The organism is Pseudomonas sp. BO3-4 (assembly GCF_034044115.1).
GTDB classification, from domain to species: domain Bacteria; phylum Pseudomonadota; class Gammaproteobacteria; order Pseudomonadales; family Pseudomonadaceae; genus Aquipseudomonas; species Aquipseudomonas alloputida.
Window position 1 is genome coordinate 2,024,382 of record NZ_CP139018.1, and the last position, 20,090, is coordinate 2,044,471.

Genomic DNA, 20,090 nt, shown 5'->3' on the forward strand with positions numbered 1-20,090 from the left:
GGGGCGCACAATGTTTGGGCCTGCGGCCATCCTGTAGGAGCGGGTTTACCCGCGAAGAGGCCGGCACAGGAGAACCGCTTACTCTCCGCGGCTCTTCTTGACGATGCCATCGGCAATGCTCGCCGGGGCCTCGGCATAGCGGGTGAACTCCATCGAGAAGCTGGCCCGGCCCTGGGTCATCGAGCGCATCGAGGTGGCGTAGCCGAACATTTCACCCAACGGCACTTCGGCACGTATCACCTTGCCAGCCGGTGTTTCATCACCGTCCTGGATCATGCCGCGACGTCGGCTCAAGTCGCCGAGGATGTCGCCCTGATATTCCTCGGGCGTCACCACCTCTACCTTCATCACCGGCTCCAGCAACACTGCACCGCCTTTCTGCGACAGCTGCTTGGTGGCCATTGAAGCAGCGATCTTGTAGGCCATCTCATTGGAGTCGACATCGTGGTACGAACCGTCGAACACGGCGGCCTTGAGGTTGATCAGGGGGTAGCCGGCAAGCACGCCGTTCTTCATTTGCTCTTCGATACCCTTCTGGATTGCCGGGATGTACTCGCGGGGTACCACGCCGCCGACGATCTCGTTGATGAACTCCAGGCCTTCTTTGCCTTCATCACCGGGGGCGAAACGGATCCAGCAATGGCCGTATTGGCCACGGCCACCGGACTGGCGCACGAAACGCCCCTCGATCTCGCAGGTATTGCGGATTTTTTCCCGGTAGGCCACCTGCGGCTTGCCGATGTTGGCCTCGACGTTGAACTCGCGGCGCATGCGGTCGACGATGATATCCAGGTGCAGCTCGCCCATGCCCGAGATGATGGTCTGGCCAGTCTCTTCATCGGTACGCACGCGGAATGAGGGGTCTTCCTGGGCCAGCTTGCCCAGCGCGATCCCCATTTTTTCCTGGTCGGCCTTGGTTTTCGGTTCTACTGCGACGGAAATCACCGGGTCGGGGAAGTCCATGCGTTCGAGAATGATCGGCTTGTCCATGTCGCACAGGGTGTCACCGGTGGTCACGTCTTTCATGCCGATCAGCGCGGCGATATCGCCGGCACACACGTCCTTGATTTCTGCGCGCTGGTTGGCGTGCATCTGCACCATGCGGCCGATGCGTTCCTTCTTGCCTTTGACCGAGTTGAGTACCGCATTGCCTGAACTGAGCACGCCGGAATAAACGCGGGCGAAGGTGAGTGTGCCGACGAACGGGTCGGTGGCGATCTTGAAAGCCAGTGCCGAGAACGGCTCTTTGTCGTCGGCGTGCCGTTCCAGGTGCTTTTCTTCATCGTCCGGGTCGGTGCCGCGGATGGCAGGAATTTCCGAGGGGGCGGGCAGGTAATCGATTACCGCATCGAGCATCAGCGGCACGCCCTTGTTCTTGAAAGAGGAGCCGAGGATAGTCGGCACGATTTCGTTAGCGATGGTACGTTTGCGCAATCCGGCCTTGATTTCGTCGACGCTCAGCTCTTCGCCTTCGAGGAACTTGTTGAGCAGTTCGTCATTGGCCTCGGCGGCTGCTTCTATCATGTGCGCGCGCCATTCGTCGGCAAGCGCCTGCAGATCGGCGGGGATTTCTTCTTCGCGGTAGCTGGTGCCCTGGTCGGCATCGTTCCAGTAGATGGCCTTCATCTTCACCAGGTCGATCTGGCCCATGAAGTTTTCTTCGCTGCCGATGGCCAGCTGGATGGGCACCGGGTGGTGCCCCAGGCGTTGATCGATCTGCTTGACCACGCGCAGGAAGTCGGCCCCTTGGCGGTCCATCTTGTTGATGTAGGCCAAGCGTGGCACGTGGTACTTGTTGGCCTGGCGCCAGACTGTCTCGGACTGCGGCTCGACGCCGTCCGCGCCGCTGAATACCACGACCGCGCCATCGAGCACGCGCAATGAGCGCTCCACCTCGATGGTGAAATCGACGTGGCCTGGGGTGTCGATGATGTTGAAACGGTACTTGTGGGCGAACTGCTTGGTCGAGCCTTGCCAGAACGCTGTGGTCGCCGCTGAGGTGATGGTGATGCCGCGTTCCTGCTCCTGGGCCATCCAGTCCATGGTCGCCGCGCCATCGTGCACTTCGCCCATCTTGTGGTTGACCCCGGTGTAGAACAGGATCCGCTCGGTGGTCGTGGTCTTGCCGGCATCCACGTGGGCGACGATGCCGATATTGCGGTACAGCTCGATGGGCGTTGTGCGGGCCATGGCGGACTACCTGTGGGTGGACGGATTCCACCAAGTTAGCAGACCGGTGGAATCCTGCCCTGCCACCGGGCCGTCAGTCGGCCTGGGCTTGCAGCATCCACTGGCCATCTACTTCACGGGCCAGGCCGCTGGCCGGCAGCAAGGCCAGCAGGCGCGTGTGCAGGGCGGCCTCGGTGAAGGTCTTGAGGGTGGTCAGGTCCAGCGCGCCGACCAGGTTGAGATCAGCCTTGGTGTACGACAGCCAGGCTTTTTTCAACACCTGGGCGACGTCGCTGCCGGCGGTGGTGGCGAACCGGCGGTGCCACTGGCGGCCTTCGAAGGTGAAGTTGTGCGCGTGGCTGTAGGTGCTTTGGTCGGCGCCTTCCACGCAGCGGTGGCAGCGGCATGGGCCCTCGCCGAAGGCATTGCGCAGGTAGCTGTTGAAGTCCACGACGGGCTTGAGGGACAGGCGTTTGTCGACTTCGAACAGGTCGGCGATCAGGGGTTCTTCGGCGCTCACTCGGGATCCTCGTGTGGTGTGGCGTGCATCGGCGGGCACCCTAACAGATCGGGGCATTCAGATCACCTGTTGCAGGCCCGGCTCTTCCCAGGCAGACCCGCCCCGCACAGGTACCCTGCATACCCTGAGCAACATGCGATCCCTGTGGGAGCGGGCGTGCCCGCGAAGAGGCCAGTAGAGACAACAGAGACGGCCTGCCGTACTCTACGCGCCCGTACGCCTATACACCCACCGAGGTAACCCCGTTTGAGCATCAAGTACCCGTACATCGCCACCGTGACCATCAGCGCTGAAGACCGTGGCGGAGATACCGAGGCTTCGGAAAACCCCAGGATGCGCGTGGGCCTGGAAGCGGTGACCGAAACCCTGAAGAAGGTGCATTTCGTCGGTACGCTCGCGGCCCCTGAGAAACCGGCCACGCACATTTGCGTAACCCTGGAGAACGGCCTGACCTATTACGGCCCGATCGTCAACGGCCATGCCGAACTGGAAGGCGGCTGGATCGCCTTCGAGTCCGACATGCTTACCCCGGAAGAACTCGGCCTGTAAGCCTCAGTTCAGTTCTGCCAGGCACTGCTCGAGGATATCCAGCCCTTCCTCGAGCACCTCGGCCTCGATGGTCAACGGCGCCAGCAGGCGAATGATGTGCCGCGCCTTGCCGCTGGGCATCAGCAGCAGGCCCTTGGCGCGGGCCGCTTCCATCACCTTGGCCAGTTGTGCCGGTGCCGGGCTGCCATCGGCATTGGCGAACTCGATCCCTCGCATGGCGCCCACGCCGGTCAGGCGGCCGATGTACGGGCTCAGGCCCGAAGCCTTCCAGCGCTCATAACGGCTGACGATGGCCTGTTCCTGCCGTTCACCCCAGGTTGCAACGTTTTCGTCGGTCATCTGCGCCAGGCTGGCCAAGGCCGCCGCACAGGCAATCGGGTTGCCCGAATAGGTGCCACCCAGGCCGCCCTTGGGCAGCGCCGCCATCAATTCCTTGCGCCCGACCACTGCACCCAGCGGCATACCGCCAGCGATGCTCTTGGCCAGCAGCAGCAGGTCGGGCTCGATGCCCAGGCGCGGAAACGCGAAGCGCTGGCCGGTGCGGCCGAAGCCCGACTGGATCTCGTCGATGATGATCAGGATGCCACGCTCGTCGCAGAAGCGGCGCAGGGCCTGGGCGAAGGCCGGGTCCAGGGCAAGGAAGCCGCCTTCACCCTGCACCGGCTCGAAGATGAACGCCGCGACGTCCTCCACCGCCAGCTCGACGCTGAACAGGCGGTCCATGGCCTTGAGCGCTTGCTCGCAGGTAACCCCGGTATCCGCGCCAGGGTAGGGCAGGTGATACACCGGCCCAGGCAGTTCGCCGACCCGCTGCTTGTAGGGGGCGACCTTGCCATTGAGGTTCAGGGTGGCCAGGGTGCGGCCATGGAAGCCGCCGTCGAACGCGATGATGGCGCGCTTGCCGGTGGCGCCGCGGGCCACTTTCAGGGCGTTTTCCGCCGCTTCCGCGCCGCTGTTGGTGAGCATGCCGGCCAGTGGGTAGCTGACTGGCACAAACTGGCTCAGTTGCTCCATCAGGGCCAGGTACGGGCCGTGAGGGGCCGCGTTGAAGGCGTAGTGGGTCAGGCGGGTGGCCTGAGCCTGGATGGCCTCGACTACAGCGGGGTTGCAGTGGCCCAGGTTGAGCACGCCGATACCGCCGACGAAGTCGATGTAACGTTTGCCGTCAGTGTCCCAGACTTCGGCATTACGGCCATGGGAAAGTGTGATCGGGTGAACGATGGCAATGGATTGGCTGATACTTTCCTGGTTCATGGGGGCACGCGGACCTTGTTCGAGTTTCTTATTATCCAAGCGTGTCGGCGGGTTATTCCGCAAACGAATTATTCGATTGCGATCATTCCATGGATTCGTGATCTGGCCGGTTTTTTGGGTTGGCTGTGCCGGCCTCTTCGCGGGCAAGCCCGCTCCTACCAGAGGCCGGGGCAGGTCAAATCAATCGCCTTCAGCCACCCGCTCCCGGATCCACTGCACGAAGGCCCTGATCTTGGGCACTTCGGCCGCATGCTCGGCATGCGCAATGAAGTGCCTCCCGTTGCTTGCCACAGGGTGGTCCCAGGCCACCACCAGCTTGCCCTCGCTCAGCTCTTCGGCCACCAGATAGCGGGGAATCAGGGCTATGCCGCAGCCGGAGATGGCCGCGCGGATGCACAGGTAGAACGTGTCGAAGCGCGGCCCGTGGTAGCTGTTCTGGCTATGCAAGCCAAGCCCCAGGAACCACTCATGCCAGGCCTCCGGCCGCGACACGCATTGCAACAGGCGGTGCTCAGTCAATGCCTGGGCGCTGTCGAAACGGTGGCTGGCCAGCAGCTGCGGGCTGCACACCGGCACCACTTCTTCGCTGAACAACTCGATGCAGGTCGCCCCGGGCCAGGTGCCCTGGCCGAAGAAAAAGGCGACGTCAGCCTTGGCCTGTACCAGGTCGAATGGCTCCAGCTCGTTGCGCACATCCAGGTGAATGCGTGGGTAGCGGTCACCAAAACCCTTGAGCCGGGGCACCAGCCAGCGGGCGCCGAAGGTCGGCTGTGTGGCGATGCGCAGCACTTCGGTTTCGTCGCCGTAGCTGAGGATGTAGCGGCTGGATATGTCGATCTGGGTGAGGATCTTGTTCACTTCGGTGAGGTACAGCGCGCCGGCCGGGGTCAGGTGCAGGCGCCGGCGAATGCGCTGGAACAGCGAGTGCGAGAGCATGTCTTCAAGCTGCGCGACCTGCTTGCTGACGGCGCTCTGGGTCAGGTGCAGTTCCTGGGCCGCGCGGGTGAAGCTGAGGTGGCGAGCGGCCGCTTCGAAGCACTGAAGGGCGGTGGTCGAAGGCATCAGGCGTTTGGACATGACGGGCGAATACCGAGCAAAAAAGGAAGGAGTTCATTCCATAAAGGAATTATGTGGTTCGAAAAGGTCGTTTGTTGACCCCGGCCTATAGATTAATACTGACCTGGATCAACGATTACAACCGGTCATGCGAAGAGGAGGTCAATACCCGCTTCGGTCATCTGCAAAAAACAACAACAACACACATCAGAAATTTATAAGAATTCTGCTCAGACCTTCAGCCGCTTTGCTGCGGCCGACCCATTCGAGGGTTCTTCATGGCTTCGCAAGACAACAAGAAACAGCGCTCACTGCAGCACGGCCTGACTTCCCGTCAGGTTTCCATGATCTCCATTGCCGGCATCATCGGCGCCGGGCTGTTCATCGGGTCCTCCAACGCCATTGCCACCGCCGGCCCGGCCATCCTCATCTCCTACGCCATGACTGGCCTGCTGGTCTTGCTGGTGATGCGCATGCTGGGTGAAATGGCCATCGCAAACCCCAACAGCGGCTCTTTTTCCACCTACGCCTCGGAGGCCATCGGGCCTTGGGCGGGCTTTACCATTGGCTGGTTGTACTGGTGGTTCTGGGTGTTGATCATTCCGGTGGAAGCCATTGCCGGTGCTGACATCCTGCATGCCTACTTCCCTGGCGTGCCGTCCTGGCTGTTCGCCTTCCTGATCATGCTGGTGCTGTCGGGCACCAACCTGGTCAGCGTGAAGAACTTCGGTGCTTTCGAGTACTGGTTCGCGTTGGTCAAGGTGGTCGCGATCATTGGCTTCATCGGGGTGTGCACCTTGGCGGTGTTCGGCTTCTGGCCGCTGGCCGAGGTCTCCGGGGTCAGGCGGCTGTGGGACAGCGGTGGTTTCATGCCCAATGGGTTCGGGACGGTGCTTGGGGGCGTGCTGATCACCATCTTCTCGTTCTTCGGTGCCGAAATCGTCACCATCGCGGCTGACGAAACCGCCAACCCGAAAGACAAGATTCGCCGCGCCACCAACCTGGTGGTGTACCGCATCGCCATCTTCTACCTGGCGTCGATCTTCCTGGTGGTGTCGCTGGTGGCGTGGAACGACCCCGGGCTGAAAGCAGTAGGATCGTTCCAGCGTGTACTGGAAGTGCTGAACGTGCCGGGCGCCAAGTTGCTGGTTGACCTGGTGGTGCTGGTGGCGGTGACAAGTTGCATGAACTCGGGGCTCTACACGGCGTCGCGCATGCTCTATTCGCTTGGTGCGCGTGGTCAGGCGCTGAGCGTGACCAAGCGCATCTCCGGTTCCGGCGTGCCGACCGTGGCAGTGATCTTCTCGACCCTGGCGGGTTTCGCTGGCTGCCTCGTCAACTATGTGTTCCCGGGCAAGGTGTTTGGCTTCCTGCTGTCGACCACTGGCGCCATCGCTTTGCTGGTGTACCTGGTCATTGCCGTGTCGCAGCTGCGCATGCGTGCCCGTGCCGAGCGTGAAGGGCGCCCGCTGGAACTGAAGATGTGGCTGTTCCCATGGCTGACCTGGCTGGTGATCGGCACCATCGTCATGGTGCTGGGCTACATGCTGTTCAGCGATGCCTACCGCTATGAGACGCTGATGACTGCCGGGGTGACCGCGTTCATCCTGCTGGTTTCGCTGACCCAGCGGCGTACGAAGATGGTTGCCCAGACGGCCTGATGTTTCTGCTTTAATGGGGGCGTTGCGCGCCCCCATTCCAACAAGCACAGGAAGCGTATGACTGAGCACACCCTTTCCCTTCAAGCCCTCGCGGCCCCTGAGGGTACTTGCTATGGCTGCGGCTGTTCCCACCCCAGCGGCCTGCACCTGCAAAGCCACTGGGACGCCGACGGTGTTCACCTGGTGTGCCGGCACTCGCCCGACAGCACCTTCATTGGCTGGCCTGGCCTGGTTTACGGTGGCCTGCTGGCGATGCTGGTCGACTGCCACTCCAACTGGACGGCGATGGCCTACCACTACCGTAACGAAGGCCGAGAACCGGGCAGCCTGCCGCGTATCGACTGCGTTACCGGCACGCTCAACCTGACCTACCTGAAACCTACGCCGATGGGCGTCGAGCTGTTGCTCAAGGCGCGTGTCGAAGGCGAAGTGGGGCGCAAGAGCCGGGTCATCTGCGAAGTCTGGGCAGAGGATGTACTGACGGTGACGGCCGACTCCGTGTTTGTCCGCGTCGATACCGAAAAGCTCAAGCTCAAGGCCCACGGCCAGGCCTGAGCTGCCAACGCTGATGAGTGGTCGGTGATGGTCAGCGGCTGGGGATGTCTCTAGAGTGACAGGCTCATTCCCTTGGCAAGGTTGATCATGACCGAACTCAGTGCTTTCCCCATTACCCGCAAATGGCCCGCCAAACATCCCGAACGCCTGCAGTTGTACTCGCTGCCGACGCCCAACGGGGTGAAGGTGTCGATCATGCTTGAAGAGATTGGCTTGGCTTACGAGGCGCACAAGGTCAGCTTCGACAACGATGACCAATTGAGCCCCGAGTTCATCTCGCTCAGCGCGAACAACAAGATCCCCGCCATCCTTGACCCGAACGGGCCGGGCGGTCAGCCGCTGCCGCTGTTCGAGTCGGGGGCGATCTTGCAGTACCTGGCGGAGAAGAGCGGTCAGCTGCTCAGCCAGGACCCCGCCCAGCGCTACCAGACCCTGCAGTGGCTGATGTTCCAGATGGGCGGCATCGGGCCGATGTTCGGCCAGGTCGGGTTCTTCCATTTCTTTGCGGGCAAGGAATATGAAGACAAGCGCCCGCGCGACCGCTATGTCAACGAGTCCAAGCGGCTGCTGGGCGTGCTGGATCGGCATTTGAAAGGTCGGCAGTGGATGGCTGAGGAATACAGCATTGCCGACATCGCCATCTTCCCTTGGGTGCGCAACCTGGTGGAGCGCTACAACGCCCGTGACCTGGTGGGCTTCGACCAGTTCAAGGAAGTGCAGCGCGTGCTGGTGAATTTCCTCGAACGGCCAGCCGTGCAGCGTGGCCTGAAAATCCCGGGCTGATCAACCCGTGCAGGGACAATAGCCTTGTGCAAACGTTGAAAGGCCTGCGCGGTCGCCCGTAGGCGCGGGTTTACACGCGAAAGGGCCGGGCCTGCTGGCCAATTTTCACCCGCCGTTCACCGTTGCTGCCGCTACCGTATTCGCGGGTAAACCCGCTCCTACAGAAGGCGGCGTACGGGTTCAGAAGATGTGGTTCAGCAGCCAGTACAGGCTGCCAGCCAACAGCATTGCCGCTGGCAGGGTCAGCACCCAGGCCATCAGCAGATTGAACAACGTGCGTTTCTGAATCCCCGACCCATTGGCGACCATGGCGCCGGCCACCCCCGAACTCAGCACATGCGTGGTCGACACCGGCAACCCGAACATATCCGCCGCGCCAATGGTGCACATCGCCACCACTTCAGCCGATGCGCCTTGGGCATAGCTGAGGTGGGTCTTGCCGATCTTCTCGCCAACGGTGACCACAATACGCCGCCAGCCAACCATGGTCCCCAGCCCGAGCGCGATGGCTACAGCCACCTTCACCCACAACGGAATATAGCGGGTGGCGTCGTCCACCTGGGCCTTGAACAACAGCACTTGGCTGCGGGTGTCGGCATCGAATGTCACCAGGTGGTTTTTCTCCATGAGGCGGATGGCTTCACTGGTCAGGTACATGTCGTTGCGCACGTTGGCCATGGCTTCAGCCGGTACGCGTTTGAGCGAGCCATAGCCTTTGACCTCTTCGCCGATCATCCCGGTCAGCGCCGCCAATGCCGGTACCAGGTGCGGGCTGGCCTTGGGCTGGGCAATGAACAGGGTAAGCACCTGGCGCGGGTCATCCGGGGCCGCTTGCGGGTTGCTGCGTACCAGTGCCTGGCGGGTCACCTCGGCGACGGCGGAAAACTGCAGGGCCTGCGCGTTGGGCATGGTCTTGTTCAGCGCATAGGCCATCGGCAGGGTGCCGACCAGAATCAGCATGATCAGCCCCATGCCTTTCTGGCCATCGTTGGAGCCGTGGGCAAAAGAGACCCCGGTGCACGTCAGAATCAGTAGGCTGCGGATCCACCACGGTGGCGGTGTTTGGCCTTCCGGTGCCTGGTAAAGCGCCTTGCGTTTGACCAGCGCGCGCAGGGCCAGCAGCAGCAGGGCTGCACAAGCAAAACCGATCAGCGGTGAGAACAGCAGGGCATAACCCACCTTGCTGGCCTGGGCCCAGTCCACGCCGCTGGTGCCGTCACGCCCATGCATCAGCGCATTGGCCACGCCCACGCCGATGATCGAGCCGATCAGGGTGTGCGAGGACGATGCCGGCAGGCCCAGCCACCAAGTGCCAAGGTTCCAGATGATCGCCGCCAGCAGCAGGGCGAAGACCATGGCGAAGCCGGCCGAAGAACCCACCTGTAGAATCAGTTCTACCGGTAGCAAGGCGATGATGCCGAAGGCCACCGCGCCACTGGAAAAAAGCACGCCCAGGAAATTGCACAGCCCAGACCACACCACCGCTACCGGCGCCGGCAATGAATGGGTGTATATCACGGTGGCTACCGCGTTGGCGGTGTCGTGGAAGCCGTTGACGAACTCGAAGCCCAGGGCAATCACCAGCGCCAGGCCCAGCAGAAGGAACGGTGTGGCCGTGGTGATGACCGTACCGCTTGCGGTCACATCCTGCTTGAGGCTCCAGGCGGTGTAGGCGATACCCGCCAGCAGCAGGCTGAAGAACAACGTTAAGGTGGCACGCCCAGGTTTGTGGGAGAGCTGCGGGCGAGCGTCGTGTTTGGCCAGTAGTGGGCTGCTGGCCACTGACGGGGTTGCCATGGGGGCTCCGGTTGGCGTTGGGCGGAAAGTGCCGAAGGCCTTGAGCATAGAAACAATTCGTAACCCGGCCGTGACCTCGATCAATGAATTATCTAGGCTCAAGACGGACGGTAATGGCAGGAGACGCCCATGATTCGCTGCAAACGTGTCTATGATGCGGTTGAGGATGAAGATGGCCAGCGTGTACTGGTCGACCGCCTTTGGCCGCGCAACAAGCGCAAGGATGACCTCCATGGGCAGTGGTTGCGCGAGGTGGCACCTTCGAATGAATTGCGTAAGGCGTTCCATCAGGGTGAAGTGGATTTCGCCGGTTTTACCCAGCGGTACCAGCAAGCGCTGGCGGCCCACCCCGAACACTGGTATCCGCTGCTGGACATGGCCAGGAAGGGGACGCTGACATTGCTTTATGCTGGCAAGGACAGCGAGCACAACAATGCCCGGGTGCTGGCCGACTGGTTGGAAAACGAACTGGACAGGTGTGGCCCTGGCAGTTCGCCAGTGTGTTATGCCCAATGAGCGCGATGCGATGCCCTTACAGTTGATTCCCGCCCAAGACATCCACTGCACCTTCGCCCGCAACCTTACGCGCCGCGCCATGTTGCCCTACTACCGTGAATTCGACCTGCTGTGGATCGAGGACGCCTTCGACGCGGCCTGGGGCTGGCGCGAGCAGTGGCTGGTGATCGAAGGCGACACGCTGTTGGGTTTTTGCAGCCTCAGCCAGGACCGCCAGGCGCTGTTCATCCGCGAGTTGCACCTGTTGCCTGAGTACCGTGGGCGAGGGGTCGGTAGCTGGGTGCTGGAAGAACTGGCGCTGTGGGCCAGGCAGCGGTGCCTTCCCCTGTTGCGGCTGATGGTGTTCCGCAGCAACCCGGCCCGCCTGCTGTACCAGCGCCATGGCTTCATCGAAATGGGTGAAGACGAATGCTTTGTGCGGATGCAGCGGGATATCAACGTAGTAGCTAAATGATGGCTTGTCGCGACCGCAGAGCATGGGCATAGTGGATCCACACCTTTACGGCTGCCTGCAGGCGGGCAGGCCGTACTTGAGAGGATAAGGGAAAAGGAGAAGCCCCTATGAACGAAATCGGTCCACGGCTGCGGGAAGAGCGTGAGCGACTGGGTATGACCCAGCGTGTATTTGGCGATATCGGTGGGGTCGAGCCCAACGCTCAGGGTAAGTACGAAAGCGGTGAGCGCACGCCGCGGCTAGATTACCTGGCGGCATTGGCGACCCGGGGCGTGGATGCGTTGTATGTCCTCAGCGGCCTGCGCACCCCGGCAGCGCTCGAAGGTTTGAACACGGATGAGTCCGGTTTGCTGGGGGCTTTTCGGAAATTGCGGTCGGAAGATCAGGCCGCGCTCTTGCACCTTTTGGGGCGGTTGGCCAACGACGCCACGCCCCGGCAAATAGTGAGGCCTCTCACAGTCCAACGTCAGTCGTTTCTGACGGAAGCAATGCGTTAGGCCCACCGTGAAAAATTTTGTTAAGGTGGCGGGATCCAATCGCCCTGCTGACGAGGTGTGTGCTTGATTAGGGTCTTAGTGGTCGATGATCACGATCTGGTACGAACCGGTATTACACGCATGTTGGCCGACATCGACGGCCTGCAGGTGGTGGGTGAGGGAGATTCCGGCGAATCGGCACTGAAACTGGCCCGGGAGCTGAAACCGGACGTTGTGCTGATGGATGTGAAAATGCCCGGTATCGGCGGCCTGGAGGCCACCCGCAAACTGCTGCGCAGCCACCCTGACATCAAGGTAGTGGCGGTGACGGTGTGCGAGGAGGACCCGTTCCCCACACGCTTGTTGCAGGCCGGCGCTGCCGGCTACCTGACCAAGGGTGCAGGCCTTGACGAAATGGTTCAGGCCATTCGTCTGGCCTTTGCCGGCCAGCGCTATATCAGCCCGCAGATCGCCCAGCAGTTGGCGCTGAAACCGTTCCAGCCGCAGGGCTCGCCGTTCGACGCGCTGTCCGAGCGGGAAATCCAGATTGCCCTGATGATTGTCGGCTGCCAGAAAGTGCAGATCATCTCCGACAAGTTGTGCCTCTCGCCCAAGACCGTCAATACTTACCGTTATCGGATCTTTGAAAAACTCTCGGTCACCAGCGACGTCGAATTGACCTTGCTGGCCGTTCGCCACGGTATGGTTGACGCAAGCCTGTAAAACCTCATGTCTCAAGTCTTTGATGCCAGCGCATTCCTGGCGACCTGCAGTGGTCGCCCGGGCGTTTACCGGATGTTCGACGGCGAAGCCCGGCTGCTTTACGTGGGCAAGGCCAAGAACCTGAAGAAACGCCTGGCCAGCTATTTCCGCAAGGCTGGCCTTGCGCCCAAGACCGCCGCGCTGGTTGCGCGCATCGCCCAGGTTGAAACCACCATCACCGCCAACGAAACCGAGGCGTTGCTGCTGGAGCAAAACCTGATCAAGGAGTGGCGGCCGCCTTACAACATCCTGCTGCGCGACGATAAGTCCTACCCCTACGTGTTTCTGTCCGATGGCGAGTTCCCGCGCCTGGGCATTCACCGTGGGGCGAAAAAGGCCAAGGGCCGTTACTTTGGCCCGTACCCCAGCGCCGGGGCCATTCGCGAAAGCCTCAGCCTGCTGCAAAAGGCCTTTTCTGTGCGTCAGTGCGAAGACAGCTACTACGCCAACCGCACCCGGCCATGCCTGCAGTACCAGATAAAGCGCTGCAAAGGGCCCTGCACCGACCTGGTGACTGCCGAGGAATACGCAGAAGACGTGCGTCATTCGGTGATGTTTCTGGAAGGGCGTAGCCAGCAACTGGGCAATGAGTTGAACGCCGAGATGGAGAAGGCCGCCATGGCCCTCGATTTCGAAAAAGCCGCCGAGCTGCGCGACCAGATCGCCTTGTTGCGCCGCGTGCAGGACCAACAGTACATCGAGGGCGGCAGCGGCGATGTCGACGTCATCGCCGCCTTCGTCAACCCGGGTGGTGCCTGTGTGCACCTGATCAGCGTGCGCGGCGGGCGAGTACTGGGCAGCAAGAACTTCTTCCCGCAGGTGGGCATCGAGGAGGAGGTGGCCGAGGTCATGGCCGCATTCCTTTCCCAGTACTACTTGGGCAACGCAGAGCGCGAGCTGCCCGGTGAGTTGATCGTCAACGTTGTTCACGAAGACTTCAACGCCATCACCGAAGCGCTGCACACGCTGCGTGGCCGCGAACTGACCATCAGCCACCGGGTGCGCGGCACCCGCGCCCGCTGGCAGCAACTGGCCGTGACCAATGCCGAGCAGGCGCTGAATGCCCGCCTGGCCAACCGCCAGCACATGGCTGCGCGCTTCGAAGCCCTGGCCGAAGTGCTGGGCCTGGATGAAGTGCCGCAACGCCTGGAATGCTACGACATCAGCCACTCCAGTGGTGAAGCGACCGTGGCCAGTTGCGTGGTGTTCGGCCCCGAAGGGCCGATCAAGTCCGACTACCGCCGCTTCAACATCGAAGGTGTCACCGCAGGTGACGATTACGCGGCCATGCATCAGGCCCTGACCCGCCGCTATGGGCGCATCAAGGACGGCGAGGGCAAGCTGCCCGACGTGCTGCTGGTGGACGGCGGCAAGGGCCAGCTGAACATGGCCCGCGATGTGATGCAGGCGCTGGGCTTCACCGACCTCACCCTGCTGGGTGTGGCCAAGGGCGTTACACGCAAGGCGGGTTTCGAAACCCTGTACCTGAACGATGTGCATCACGAATTTACCCTCAAGGGCGATTCATTGGCGTTGCACCTGATCCAACAGATCCGCGACGAAGCCCACCGCTTCGCTATCACCGGCCACCGCGCCCGCCGTGGCAAGGCCCGTCGAGTCTCCAGCCTTGAAGATGTGGCTGGGGTAGGGCCCAAGCGCCGCCGCGACCTGCTGAAACATTTCGGCGGCCTGCAGGAGCTCAACCGCGCCAGTATCGATGAAATCGCCAAAGCCCCCGGCATCAGTAAAAAGCTTGCCGAGTCGATTTATGCCAGCCTGCATAGCGAGTAGAATGCCGGGCTCAACTTGCAGCCAGTCGTACCGATGAATATTCCAAACCTGCTCACCGTTCTACGCGTCCTGCTCATTCCGTGCTTCATTCTGCTGTTCTACATGCCCTATCAGTGGAGTTACATGGCCGCCAGCAGCGTATTCGCCGTTGCCGCCGCCACCGATTGGCTGGACGGCTACCTGGCGCGTCGACTGCAGCAGAGCACGCCGTTCGGCGCCTTCCTCGACCCGGTGGCCGACAAGCTGATGGTGGCAGTGGCCCTGGTGCTGCTGGTGCAGACCCACGCCAACTTCTGGCTGACCCTGCCCGCCGCGGTCATCATCGGCCGCGAGATCGTGGTGTCTGCGCTGCGCGAGTGGATGGCTGAGCTAGGCGCGCGGGCGCATGTGGCGGTGTCCAACCTCGGTAAGTGGAAGACTGCGGCGCAGATGCTGGCGCTGGTGATCCTGCTGGGCAACCCACCGGCGGTGACCTTCTGGGTGATCCTGGGCTACGGGCTGCTGCTGGTGGCAGCGGGGCTGACGCTGTGGTCGATGGTGCACTACCTGCTGGCCGCCTGGCCGCACCTGCGCGAAGGCTCGGAAAAAAAATAAAAGTTTTTTGAATCAAGGGGTTGACGCTGTTTTAGAAATCGCTAGAATGGCACCCATCACGACGCGGGAATAGCTCAGTTGGTAGAGCACGACCTTGCCAAGGTCGGGGTCGCGAGTTCGAGTCTCGTTTCCCGCTCCAAATAAAGATCTACAGGTTTCAGTCGAAGTCTGTAAATCGTTGAAAAAAGGCCCTTCGGGGCCTTTTTTCGTTCGAATGCATTCTGCTTCAATCCCCCTCCCTCCACGAAATTCAAGTACAAACACCACAACGCGGCGCCCTGGCCGTGACGCCGTGGGCTACCTGGACATATCGCTGATCACGTCAGCGGGCATTTCAAAAATCTCGGCTGCGCTCAACAGGTCCACTGCGGACAGCAAGGCATCGGGATCGATTGGGTCTTCCAGGATCAGCGTGTGCTGGGTGTGATTGTCGGTCAGGCGCAGTGTGGGTGTAGCGTTAAATCCAATCTCCAAGGTTTCCGCTTTTTGCGTGTCCACGACTTGGGCAGCCCGTTCGCCGGCCAGGCAGCGTTGCAGGGACGGGCCGATGTCCGGATAGTCGTGTCCAGCAGCCAACTCACGGCCGTTGCCTTGGCTATGCAAGTAGACCCGGAGCACGGCCCCCCAAACGCCTTCGCGACCCTCACCCTGGCCCAGGCATTCGACCCGCCGCGCTTCCCGACTTGCGGCCGGTTCATGCTGGGGGAGGGGCAGGTGACGCCAGGCCAGGTTGACGTGATCGTTGGTGACGATCCAGCGTTGCAGTTGCGGTAGGTAGGCCTGGCAGCGCGGGCATTCGAGGTCGGCGTAGAGGGTGATGGTGAAGCGCGCTTCGGGGTTGCCGTAGATCCGCGGCGGGCCATCATCGGCGGTAGAACGAAAAGGTAGCGGCAGCCACCAGCACAGTGCCAAAACCGCGGCTGCGAGCCAGCCGCAGGCCCACTTTAGGTTGGTTGCACTCATCCGTTTGCCCATGTTGTTGCTCCTGGCAATTCCAGATCGAACGGCTCGAAACCGGTGCGCCGTCTCCATCCTGAGTCATGCGGAGGGCGGCATCGAGTCCACTGATGCCGAGTTGCTGCATGAGGCTATGACGCAGGCTTGCTCTTCAGGTTCCGTCATCGCCAGTGCCAGTTACGAACGGGTGGCACGGTGCGGAGCTACGGCTCCTTCTTTGTTTCAACGATGGACGCTGCGGGGTTAAACGCTTTCGATAGAAGTGGCGCCGCGGCGGTTTGGAAGTAAATTCACACGATGTCCCGCTGCCTCTTAAACGCATGGCCTGCAGGCAGCATGCGTCAGCGCAGGTGCATGCCTGAACCTGGAAGCCCTGCTCAATCAGCCAGCTTTTCTGAGCTTCGGTTTTGCTGGCGAGGGGATTCACGGTTTGATTCCTCAGGTAGGCCAAGGCGAAACGGGCAAGCGGCTGAAGCGTTACTCTCTGGTCGTGTTGCCTTGTCTTGCGTATCTGGATTGACGCACGAATCAACGGATTTTCCAGGCGATGACGGCGAGCAGATGATTGTGCAGGTTCTTAAGGAGCATGGCATTCTCGCTGATGTTTGCCATTTCCGCTTTGGACGCCCCCCTATCCTGAGCGAGTTTACTGGGTGCAGTACGGAGAGCCGCCTTGCATTGGGTATGTAGGACCTCGTCGTGCACCGCATCATGCTCGAAATCGCTGATGACCCGGCCGTTTAGGTTGATCTGGTGCAGGTGCCCGCTGCCGTAGTACAGGTGGTTGAGTTCACGCTGGCCGGGCAGAACTAGCGTCTGCAGGTTGCCCAGTTCGTCATAGCGGTACTGCAGCAAGTCAGCGCTGTTGGTTTCGCTGAGCAGTTGCCCGTTGGCGTCGTAGGTGTAGTCGAGTTGCTGCTTCTTGCCCTGGTTGTCTGTGAAGGTGATGGACAACAGATTGTCGGCCGCGTCGTAGCGGTAGTCTGTAGTGCCATCTTCAGTGCGCTTGCTGACAAGCCGGCCGATGGCGTCCCGCTCGAAGTCGTGGCGGATGGCAGCCGTCCGTGTCGGCGGGGCGTTGTCGGACAGCGGCGGCTGCTCGTCAGGCGAGGGCACATGGGTAAGACGAATGACCTCATCCAGCACGTTGTAAGCATAGAGGCGGCCACTGCCATCCAGGTCTTTTTGTGCCACCAGCCGGTCCAGTTCGTCCCAGCCGAAGCGGTATGACTCGTCATTCTCGTTCGTAAGTTGCAGTAGCCGACCATAGGCGTCGTAGCGGAATTTCACGCTGTAGCCCATGGCGTCCGTGCGTTCGACCAGCCGGCCGCTGGGGTCGTAGCGAAATTGCAGGGTTTTCTGGGCAGGGTCGATATAGCGCGTCAGTTGACCAGCGACATCAATTTCATAACGATCAATGCGACCGTCCGGGCGTTCGCTTTCGACCAGATAACCACGTGCGTCGTAGCGGAAGTGGGTGTGTTCACCCCGGGCATTGATGCTTTCGCGCAAGCGGCCATGGGCGTCGTAGTGATACAGCGTCTGGGCATTGCTGCAGTCGCGGTAGCTGAGCAACTGACCGCACGTGTTCCAGCTCAGGTACTTGCTCTTTTCGAGGGCATCGGTGACCTGGGTGAACTCGCGGCATATCTGCTAATTTCTTCGACTGCCTTGGATTTGAGTGTAGAAATCTAAAAAGCTTGGTGCTACTAATATTGCATTGTTGGGGCCTATATCATCTTCCATCGCGGTGTATTTCACACTGCCGGTTACGGTGTCAAGCCAGAAGTCATTGTCTCCGCAATTTCCGGCGAACGGGATGTTGTTTTGGAAAAATTCAGGGTTTCGTGGATAGCTGATTTTTTTGTTGTTAATAACCTCGGTTATCGACAGGGGTCTTGGATGTTGGAGAATGCCTGGTGTCTCAATGTAATGGAAAGACTCTATTTCAAAAAGATTGGGATCTTTGGTTGTTATTTTGTAAAATAAATCTCTGTATATGAATGCTCCTCCATCAAAGTATCCTCCGTTGTACCTTGAGTAGAAGTCGATAAAATGCTCCCTGCCTTTAAATTTTGAGGGTAGCATTGACTCAATTGTGGTGATATCCAGTCCTGGGTAAGAGTCGTTGAATGTAAGTTTGTTAAGGGCAAATATTTTTGGCTGTGCCATGCTGTGCTCCTTTCGGCCTAGTGTAGGTGGCGTTTCTTTTTGTTGCCTCAGCTATAGTTTCGACTGTTCCATATTTAAAGCCAGTGATAAAGCTGAATTCATGTGCGCCACCTATGTGGGGATGCCGATGATACTTTGGATTAACAAGTTGCATGGACATTTCATTGGATTTTGGGTGATATTCAATGTGGTGGCCGATCCATCGTGAAGACATTGGTTCATTGATTTTTGCCTTTTTGTAGAGAGCTGCCTTATCGTCAGCATAATTTCCAGTGGCTTTGATTTTGTAAATCCCTTCCGGATTACCAGGGTTAACTGACCCCGGATGAAGAACATCTCCGCCTTCGGGAAGGAAAATTATCGGTAAGCGGTTGAGTCCGAGTGGGTCGATATAGATTAAGCGGTTCGGCCCGTATTGGTAAAGATTTGTGCCTCCCTTGAGGTGTATGGGGTCAGGTTGTGTAAAGCGTCCTATGTCTGAGTCATAGAATCTAAATGTATTGTAGTGTAGAGCTGTTTCTCTATCTAGATATTGGCCTTGAAGTCGTAAATTCTGCTCTCGCGCCTGCTGCGGGCTGCCCCACTCATCAGGTGCTTTTCCCCAACCTTTATAATTGCTCTGCCAGATAGTCAGGCCACTAGGATCAGTTAGCTGCTCTGGTAGACCTGCCAAGTTGGTGTGAAAGTAGTAAATCGTTTCGCTACCCGATCTACCGTCGACCCGTGCCAGCGGCTCATAGCTGTCCGGAGTGGCATACACATACAAGCTAGCCAACCCACTCTGCACTTCTTGAAGCAAGCGCAACCCTTGCCAATGAAACAGCACCCGCCGACGCGGCTCTGGATAGTCCCTCTGATAAACCTCCTTGCTGATCCGCCTCCCCAACGGGTCATAGGCAAACACCACCCGCTCACGCTCGCCACTGCGGTACTGCTCCACGCAAACCAGCCGCTGCTCGGCGTCGTACTCGAAATACTGCACCCAATTGCTGCCGATCCGCTTCTCGCACAGCCGCCCAAAGCGGTCGTAGCGGTAGCGCTTGTCCTGATACACCAACACCCGGTTGTGCTTGATCAGGCCATTGAGCTTGGGGCCGTCGAACAGATTGCCGGCCTTGTCGTACTTGAAATCCTCGACCTGCGTGGCTTGCCAGTTGGGGCGTGACTGCTGGACGGTTTGCAGTTGCTCGTTGAGGTCGTAGCCGTAACGGTTGTGTCCCGAATAGGTCTTGCCCGTGTGGGGTAGGTCATGAAAGCGGCCGATGATCTGTTCGAGATGCGCGTCTTCGTCATTGGCGGCGTTGGTCATCCCACGGCGCTGGGTCTGGGTCAGTACCTCGGCAATCAGGTTGTCGCTGGCATCGTAACGATAGGCCTTGTCCAGCAGCGGCAGCACTTCAACCGGGGCGTCGCGGTAGTGAATAGCCTTGCCGGCCAGGCGACCGCTGGAGTCGTAGCGTGTGCGGGTGACCAGTTTGCCCTGGGTGCGCAGGACCTCGTCGTGCACCGCATCGCGCTCGAAATCGCTGATCACCCGGCCGTTCAGGTTGATCTGGTGCAGGTGCCCGCTGCCGTAGTACAGGTGGTTGAGTTCGCGTTGGTCGGGCAGGACTAGCGTCTGCAGGTTGCCCAGTTCGTCGTAGCGGTACTGCAGCAAGCCAGCGCTATTGGTTTCGCTGAGCAGTTGCCCGTTGGGGTCGTAGGTGTAATCGAGTTGCTGCTTCTTGCCCTGGTTGTCCGTGAAGGTGATGGACAGCAGATTGTCGGCCGCGTCGTAGCGGTAGTCGGTGGTGCCATCTTCAGTGCGCTTGCTGACAAGCCGGCCGATGGCGTCCCGCTCGAAGTCATGGCGAATGGCAGTCGTTCGTGTCGGCGGGGCGTTGTCGGACAGCGGCGGCTGCTCGTCTGGAAATTCAGGCGAGAGCACTGGAATTCAATGGACCGATGTCGAAAGCCCGGTTCAGCTCTTTAGTTATATTCTCAACGACCTACAAATGGAAGAGGATCAAGCTTTCTAAGTCAAT

General features: G+C 60.2%; 18 protein-coding genes, 1 tRNA gene and 1 pseudogene. 11 read left to right on the plus strand and 9 right to left on the minus strand.

Annotation, left to right across the window (positions count from 1 at the left end; all coding sequences use genetic code 11):
* Positions 1-78 precede the first annotated feature (78 nt).
* Both fusA and REH59_RS09210 read right to left on the minus strand, forming a co-directional pair.
* A complete protein-coding gene (gene fusA / locus REH59_RS09205) occupies positions 79-2,190 on the minus strand; it encodes an elongation factor G (RefSeq protein ID WP_004576937.1) in 2,112 nt (703 codons plus the stop codon).
* 73 nt (positions 2,191-2,263) lie between these two features.
* Positions 2,264-2,689: a hypothetical protein gene (locus REH59_RS09210; RefSeq protein ID WP_014755923.1), complete on the minus strand. Its 426-nt coding sequence runs from the start codon at positions 2,687-2,689 to the stop codon at positions 2,264-2,266.
* 246 nt (positions 2,690-2,935) lie between these two features.
* Here REH59_RS09210 and REH59_RS09215 point away from each other — a divergent pair, with 246 nt between their 5' ends.
* Complete coding sequence (locus tag REH59_RS09215; RefSeq protein WP_003251402.1) at positions 2,936-3,238, plus strand: hypothetical protein; 303 nt, start codon at positions 2,936-2,938, stop codon at positions 3,236-3,238.
* 3 nt (positions 3,239-3,241) lie between these two features.
* Here the strand turns inward: REH59_RS09215 and REH59_RS09220 are convergent, their stop codons facing one another.
* Entirely contained in the window at positions 3,242-4,492 is a 1,251-nt protein-coding gene (locus REH59_RS09220; protein WP_003251401.1) for a 2-aminoadipate transaminase, read from the minus strand.
* Between the two features lie 180 nt (positions 4,493-4,672).
* On the minus strand, positions 4,673-5,569 hold the full coding sequence (gene gcvA / locus REH59_RS09225) for a transcriptional regulator GcvA (protein WP_003251398.1): 897 nt from the start codon (positions 5,567-5,569) through the stop codon (positions 4,673-4,675).
* Positions 5,570-5,826: 257 nt separating this feature from the next.
* Between gcvA and REH59_RS09230 the strand changes: the two genes are divergently transcribed.
* The 3 genes from REH59_RS09230 to REH59_RS09240 all read left to right on the plus strand — a co-directional run bounded on the left by REH59_RS09230 (position 5,827) and on the right by REH59_RS09240 (position 8,547).
* Positions 5,827-7,209 carry an amino acid permease gene (locus tag REH59_RS09230; RefSeq protein ID WP_014861663.1) on the plus strand — a complete coding sequence of 461 codons (1,383 nt, stop codon included), beginning with the start codon at positions 5,827-5,829 and terminating at the stop codon, positions 7,207-7,209.
* Between the two features lie 57 nt (positions 7,210-7,266).
* Positions 7,267-7,764: a PaaI family thioesterase gene (locus tag REH59_RS09235; RefSeq protein ID WP_014755926.1), complete on the plus strand. Its 498-nt coding sequence runs from the start codon at positions 7,267-7,269 to the stop codon at positions 7,762-7,764.
* A gap of 87 nt (positions 7,765-7,851) precedes the next feature.
* A complete protein-coding gene (locus REH59_RS09240) occupies positions 7,852-8,547 on the plus strand; it encodes a glutathione S-transferase N-terminal domain-containing protein (protein ID WP_014861662.1) in 696 nt (231 codons plus the stop codon).
* Positions 8,548-8,727: 180 nt separating this feature from the next.
* On the opposite strand, the gene REH59_RS09245 is transcribed toward REH59_RS09240, so the two are convergent.
* The gene (locus REH59_RS09245; protein ID WP_014859043.1) at positions 8,728-10,344 is read right to left on the minus strand and encodes an inorganic phosphate transporter; all 1,617 of its coding nucleotides are present in this window, start codon (positions 10,342-10,344) and stop codon (positions 8,728-8,730) included.
* 129 nt (positions 10,345-10,473) lie between these two features.
* Between REH59_RS09245 and REH59_RS09250 the strand changes: the two genes are divergently transcribed.
* From REH59_RS09250 to REH59_RS09280, 7 genes are all read left to right on the plus strand, one after another.
* The gene (locus REH59_RS09250; RefSeq protein WP_012051781.1) at positions 10,474-10,860 is read left to right on the plus strand and encodes a DUF488 domain-containing protein; all 387 of its coding nucleotides are present in this window, start codon (positions 10,474-10,476) and stop codon (positions 10,858-10,860) included.
* 10 nt (positions 10,861-10,870) lie between these two features.
* On the plus strand, positions 10,871-11,314 hold the full coding sequence (locus REH59_RS09255; RefSeq protein ID WP_014859042.1) for a GNAT family N-acetyltransferase: 444 nt from the start codon (positions 10,871-10,873) through the stop codon (positions 11,312-11,314).
* 107 nt (positions 11,315-11,421) lie between these two features.
* On the plus strand, positions 11,422-11,811 hold the full coding sequence (locus REH59_RS09260) for a helix-turn-helix domain-containing protein (protein ID WP_014859041.1): 390 nt from the start codon (positions 11,422-11,424) through the stop codon (positions 11,809-11,811).
* 63 nt (positions 11,812-11,874) lie between these two features.
* Positions 11,875-12,513, plus strand: coding sequence for a response regulator transcription factor GacA (gene uvrY, locus REH59_RS09265; protein WP_003251380.1), 639 nt, complete (start codon positions 11,875-11,877; stop codon positions 12,511-12,513).
* A 6-nt stretch (positions 12,514-12,519) separates the two neighbouring features.
* Entirely contained in the window at positions 12,520-14,343 is a 1,824-nt protein-coding gene (gene uvrC, locus REH59_RS09270) for an excinuclease ABC subunit UvrC (protein WP_128573546.1), read from the plus strand.
* A 33-nt stretch (positions 14,344-14,376) separates the two neighbouring features.
* On the plus strand, positions 14,377-14,937 hold the full coding sequence (pgsA, locus tag REH59_RS09275) for a CDP-diacylglycerol--glycerol-3-phosphate 3-phosphatidyltransferase (RefSeq protein ID WP_003251374.1): 561 nt from the start codon (positions 14,377-14,379) through the stop codon (positions 14,935-14,937).
* 63 nt (positions 14,938-15,000) lie between these two features.
* Positions 15,001-15,076: transfer RNA gene (locus tag REH59_RS09280), tRNA-Gly, on the plus strand.
* A gap of 158 nt (positions 15,077-15,234) precedes the next feature.
* Here the strand turns inward: REH59_RS09280 and REH59_RS09285 are convergent.
* From REH59_RS09285 to REH59_RS09300, 4 genes and pseudogenes are all read right to left on the minus strand, one after another.
* Positions 15,235-15,912, minus strand: a complete 678-nt coding sequence (locus REH59_RS09285) for a DsbA family protein (protein WP_014859037.1) — start codon at positions 15,910-15,912, stop codon at positions 15,235-15,237.
* Between the two features lie 510 nt (positions 15,913-16,422).
* Positions 16,423-17,469, minus strand: a complete 1,047-nt coding sequence (locus tag REH59_RS09290) for an RHS repeat protein (RefSeq protein WP_014859036.1) — start codon at positions 17,467-17,469, stop codon at positions 16,423-16,425.
* 78 nt (positions 17,470-17,547) lie between these two features.
* Positions 17,548-18,066, minus strand: a complete 519-nt coding sequence (locus tag REH59_RS09295) for an SMI1/KNR4 family protein (RefSeq protein WP_128573545.1) — start codon at positions 18,064-18,066, stop codon at positions 17,548-17,550.
* A gap of 373 nt (positions 18,067-18,439) precedes the next feature.
* Positions 18,440-19,975, minus strand: a pseudogene (locus REH59_RS09300) (RHS repeat-associated core domain-containing protein); the annotation flags it as partial.
* Positions 19,976-20,090: the final 115 nt, after the last annotated feature.

Bases quoted from the DNA above. Each gene is read 5' to 3' on its own strand.
- pgsA (WP_003251374.1), top strand. From the start codon at position 14,377: ATGAATATTCCAAACCTGCTCACCGTTCTACGCGTCCTGCTCATTCCG.
- fusA (WP_004576937.1), bottom strand. From the start codon at position 2,190: ATGGCCCGCACAACGCCCATCGAGCTGTACCGCAATATCGGCATCGTC.
- REH59_RS09220 (WP_003251401.1), bottom strand. From the start codon at position 4,492: ATGAACCAGGAAAGTATCAGCCAATCCATTGCCATCGTTCACCCGATC.
- REH59_RS09240 (WP_014861662.1), top strand. From the start codon at position 7,852: ATGACCGAACTCAGTGCTTTCCCCATTACCCGCAAATGGCCCGCCAAA.
- uvrC (WP_128573546.1), top strand. From the start codon at position 12,520: ATGTCTCAAGTCTTTGATGCCAGCGCATTCCTGGCGACCTGCAGTGGT.
- REH59_RS09250 (WP_012051781.1), top strand. From the start codon at position 10,474: ATGATTCGCTGCAAACGTGTCTATGATGCGGTTGAGGATGAAGATGGC.
- REH59_RS09230 (WP_014861663.1), top strand. From the start codon at position 5,827: ATGGCTTCGCAAGACAACAAGAAACAGCGCTCACTGCAGCACGGCCTG.
- REH59_RS09255 (WP_014859042.1), top strand. From the start codon at position 10,871: ATGCCCTTACAGTTGATTCCCGCCCAAGACATCCACTGCACCTTCGCC.
- gcvA (WP_003251398.1), bottom strand. From the start codon at position 5,569: ATGTCCAAACGCCTGATGCCTTCGACCACCGCCCTTCAGTGCTTCGAA.
- REH59_RS09285 (WP_014859037.1), bottom strand. From the start codon at position 15,912: ATGGGCAAACGGATGAGTGCAACCAACCTAAAGTGGGCCTGCGGCTGG.
- REH59_RS09295 (WP_128573545.1), bottom strand. From the start codon at position 18,066: ATGGCACAGCCAAAAATATTTGCCCTTAACAAACTTACATTCAACGAC.
- REH59_RS09260 (WP_014859041.1), top strand. From the start codon at position 11,422: ATGAACGAAATCGGTCCACGGCTGCGGGAAGAGCGTGAGCGACTGGGT.
- REH59_RS09235 (WP_014755926.1), top strand. From the start codon at position 7,267: ATGACTGAGCACACCCTTTCCCTTCAAGCCCTCGCGGCCCCTGAGGGT.
- REH59_RS09245 (WP_014859043.1), bottom strand. From the start codon at position 10,344: ATGGCAACCCCGTCAGTGGCCAGCAGCCCACTACTGGCCAAACACGAC.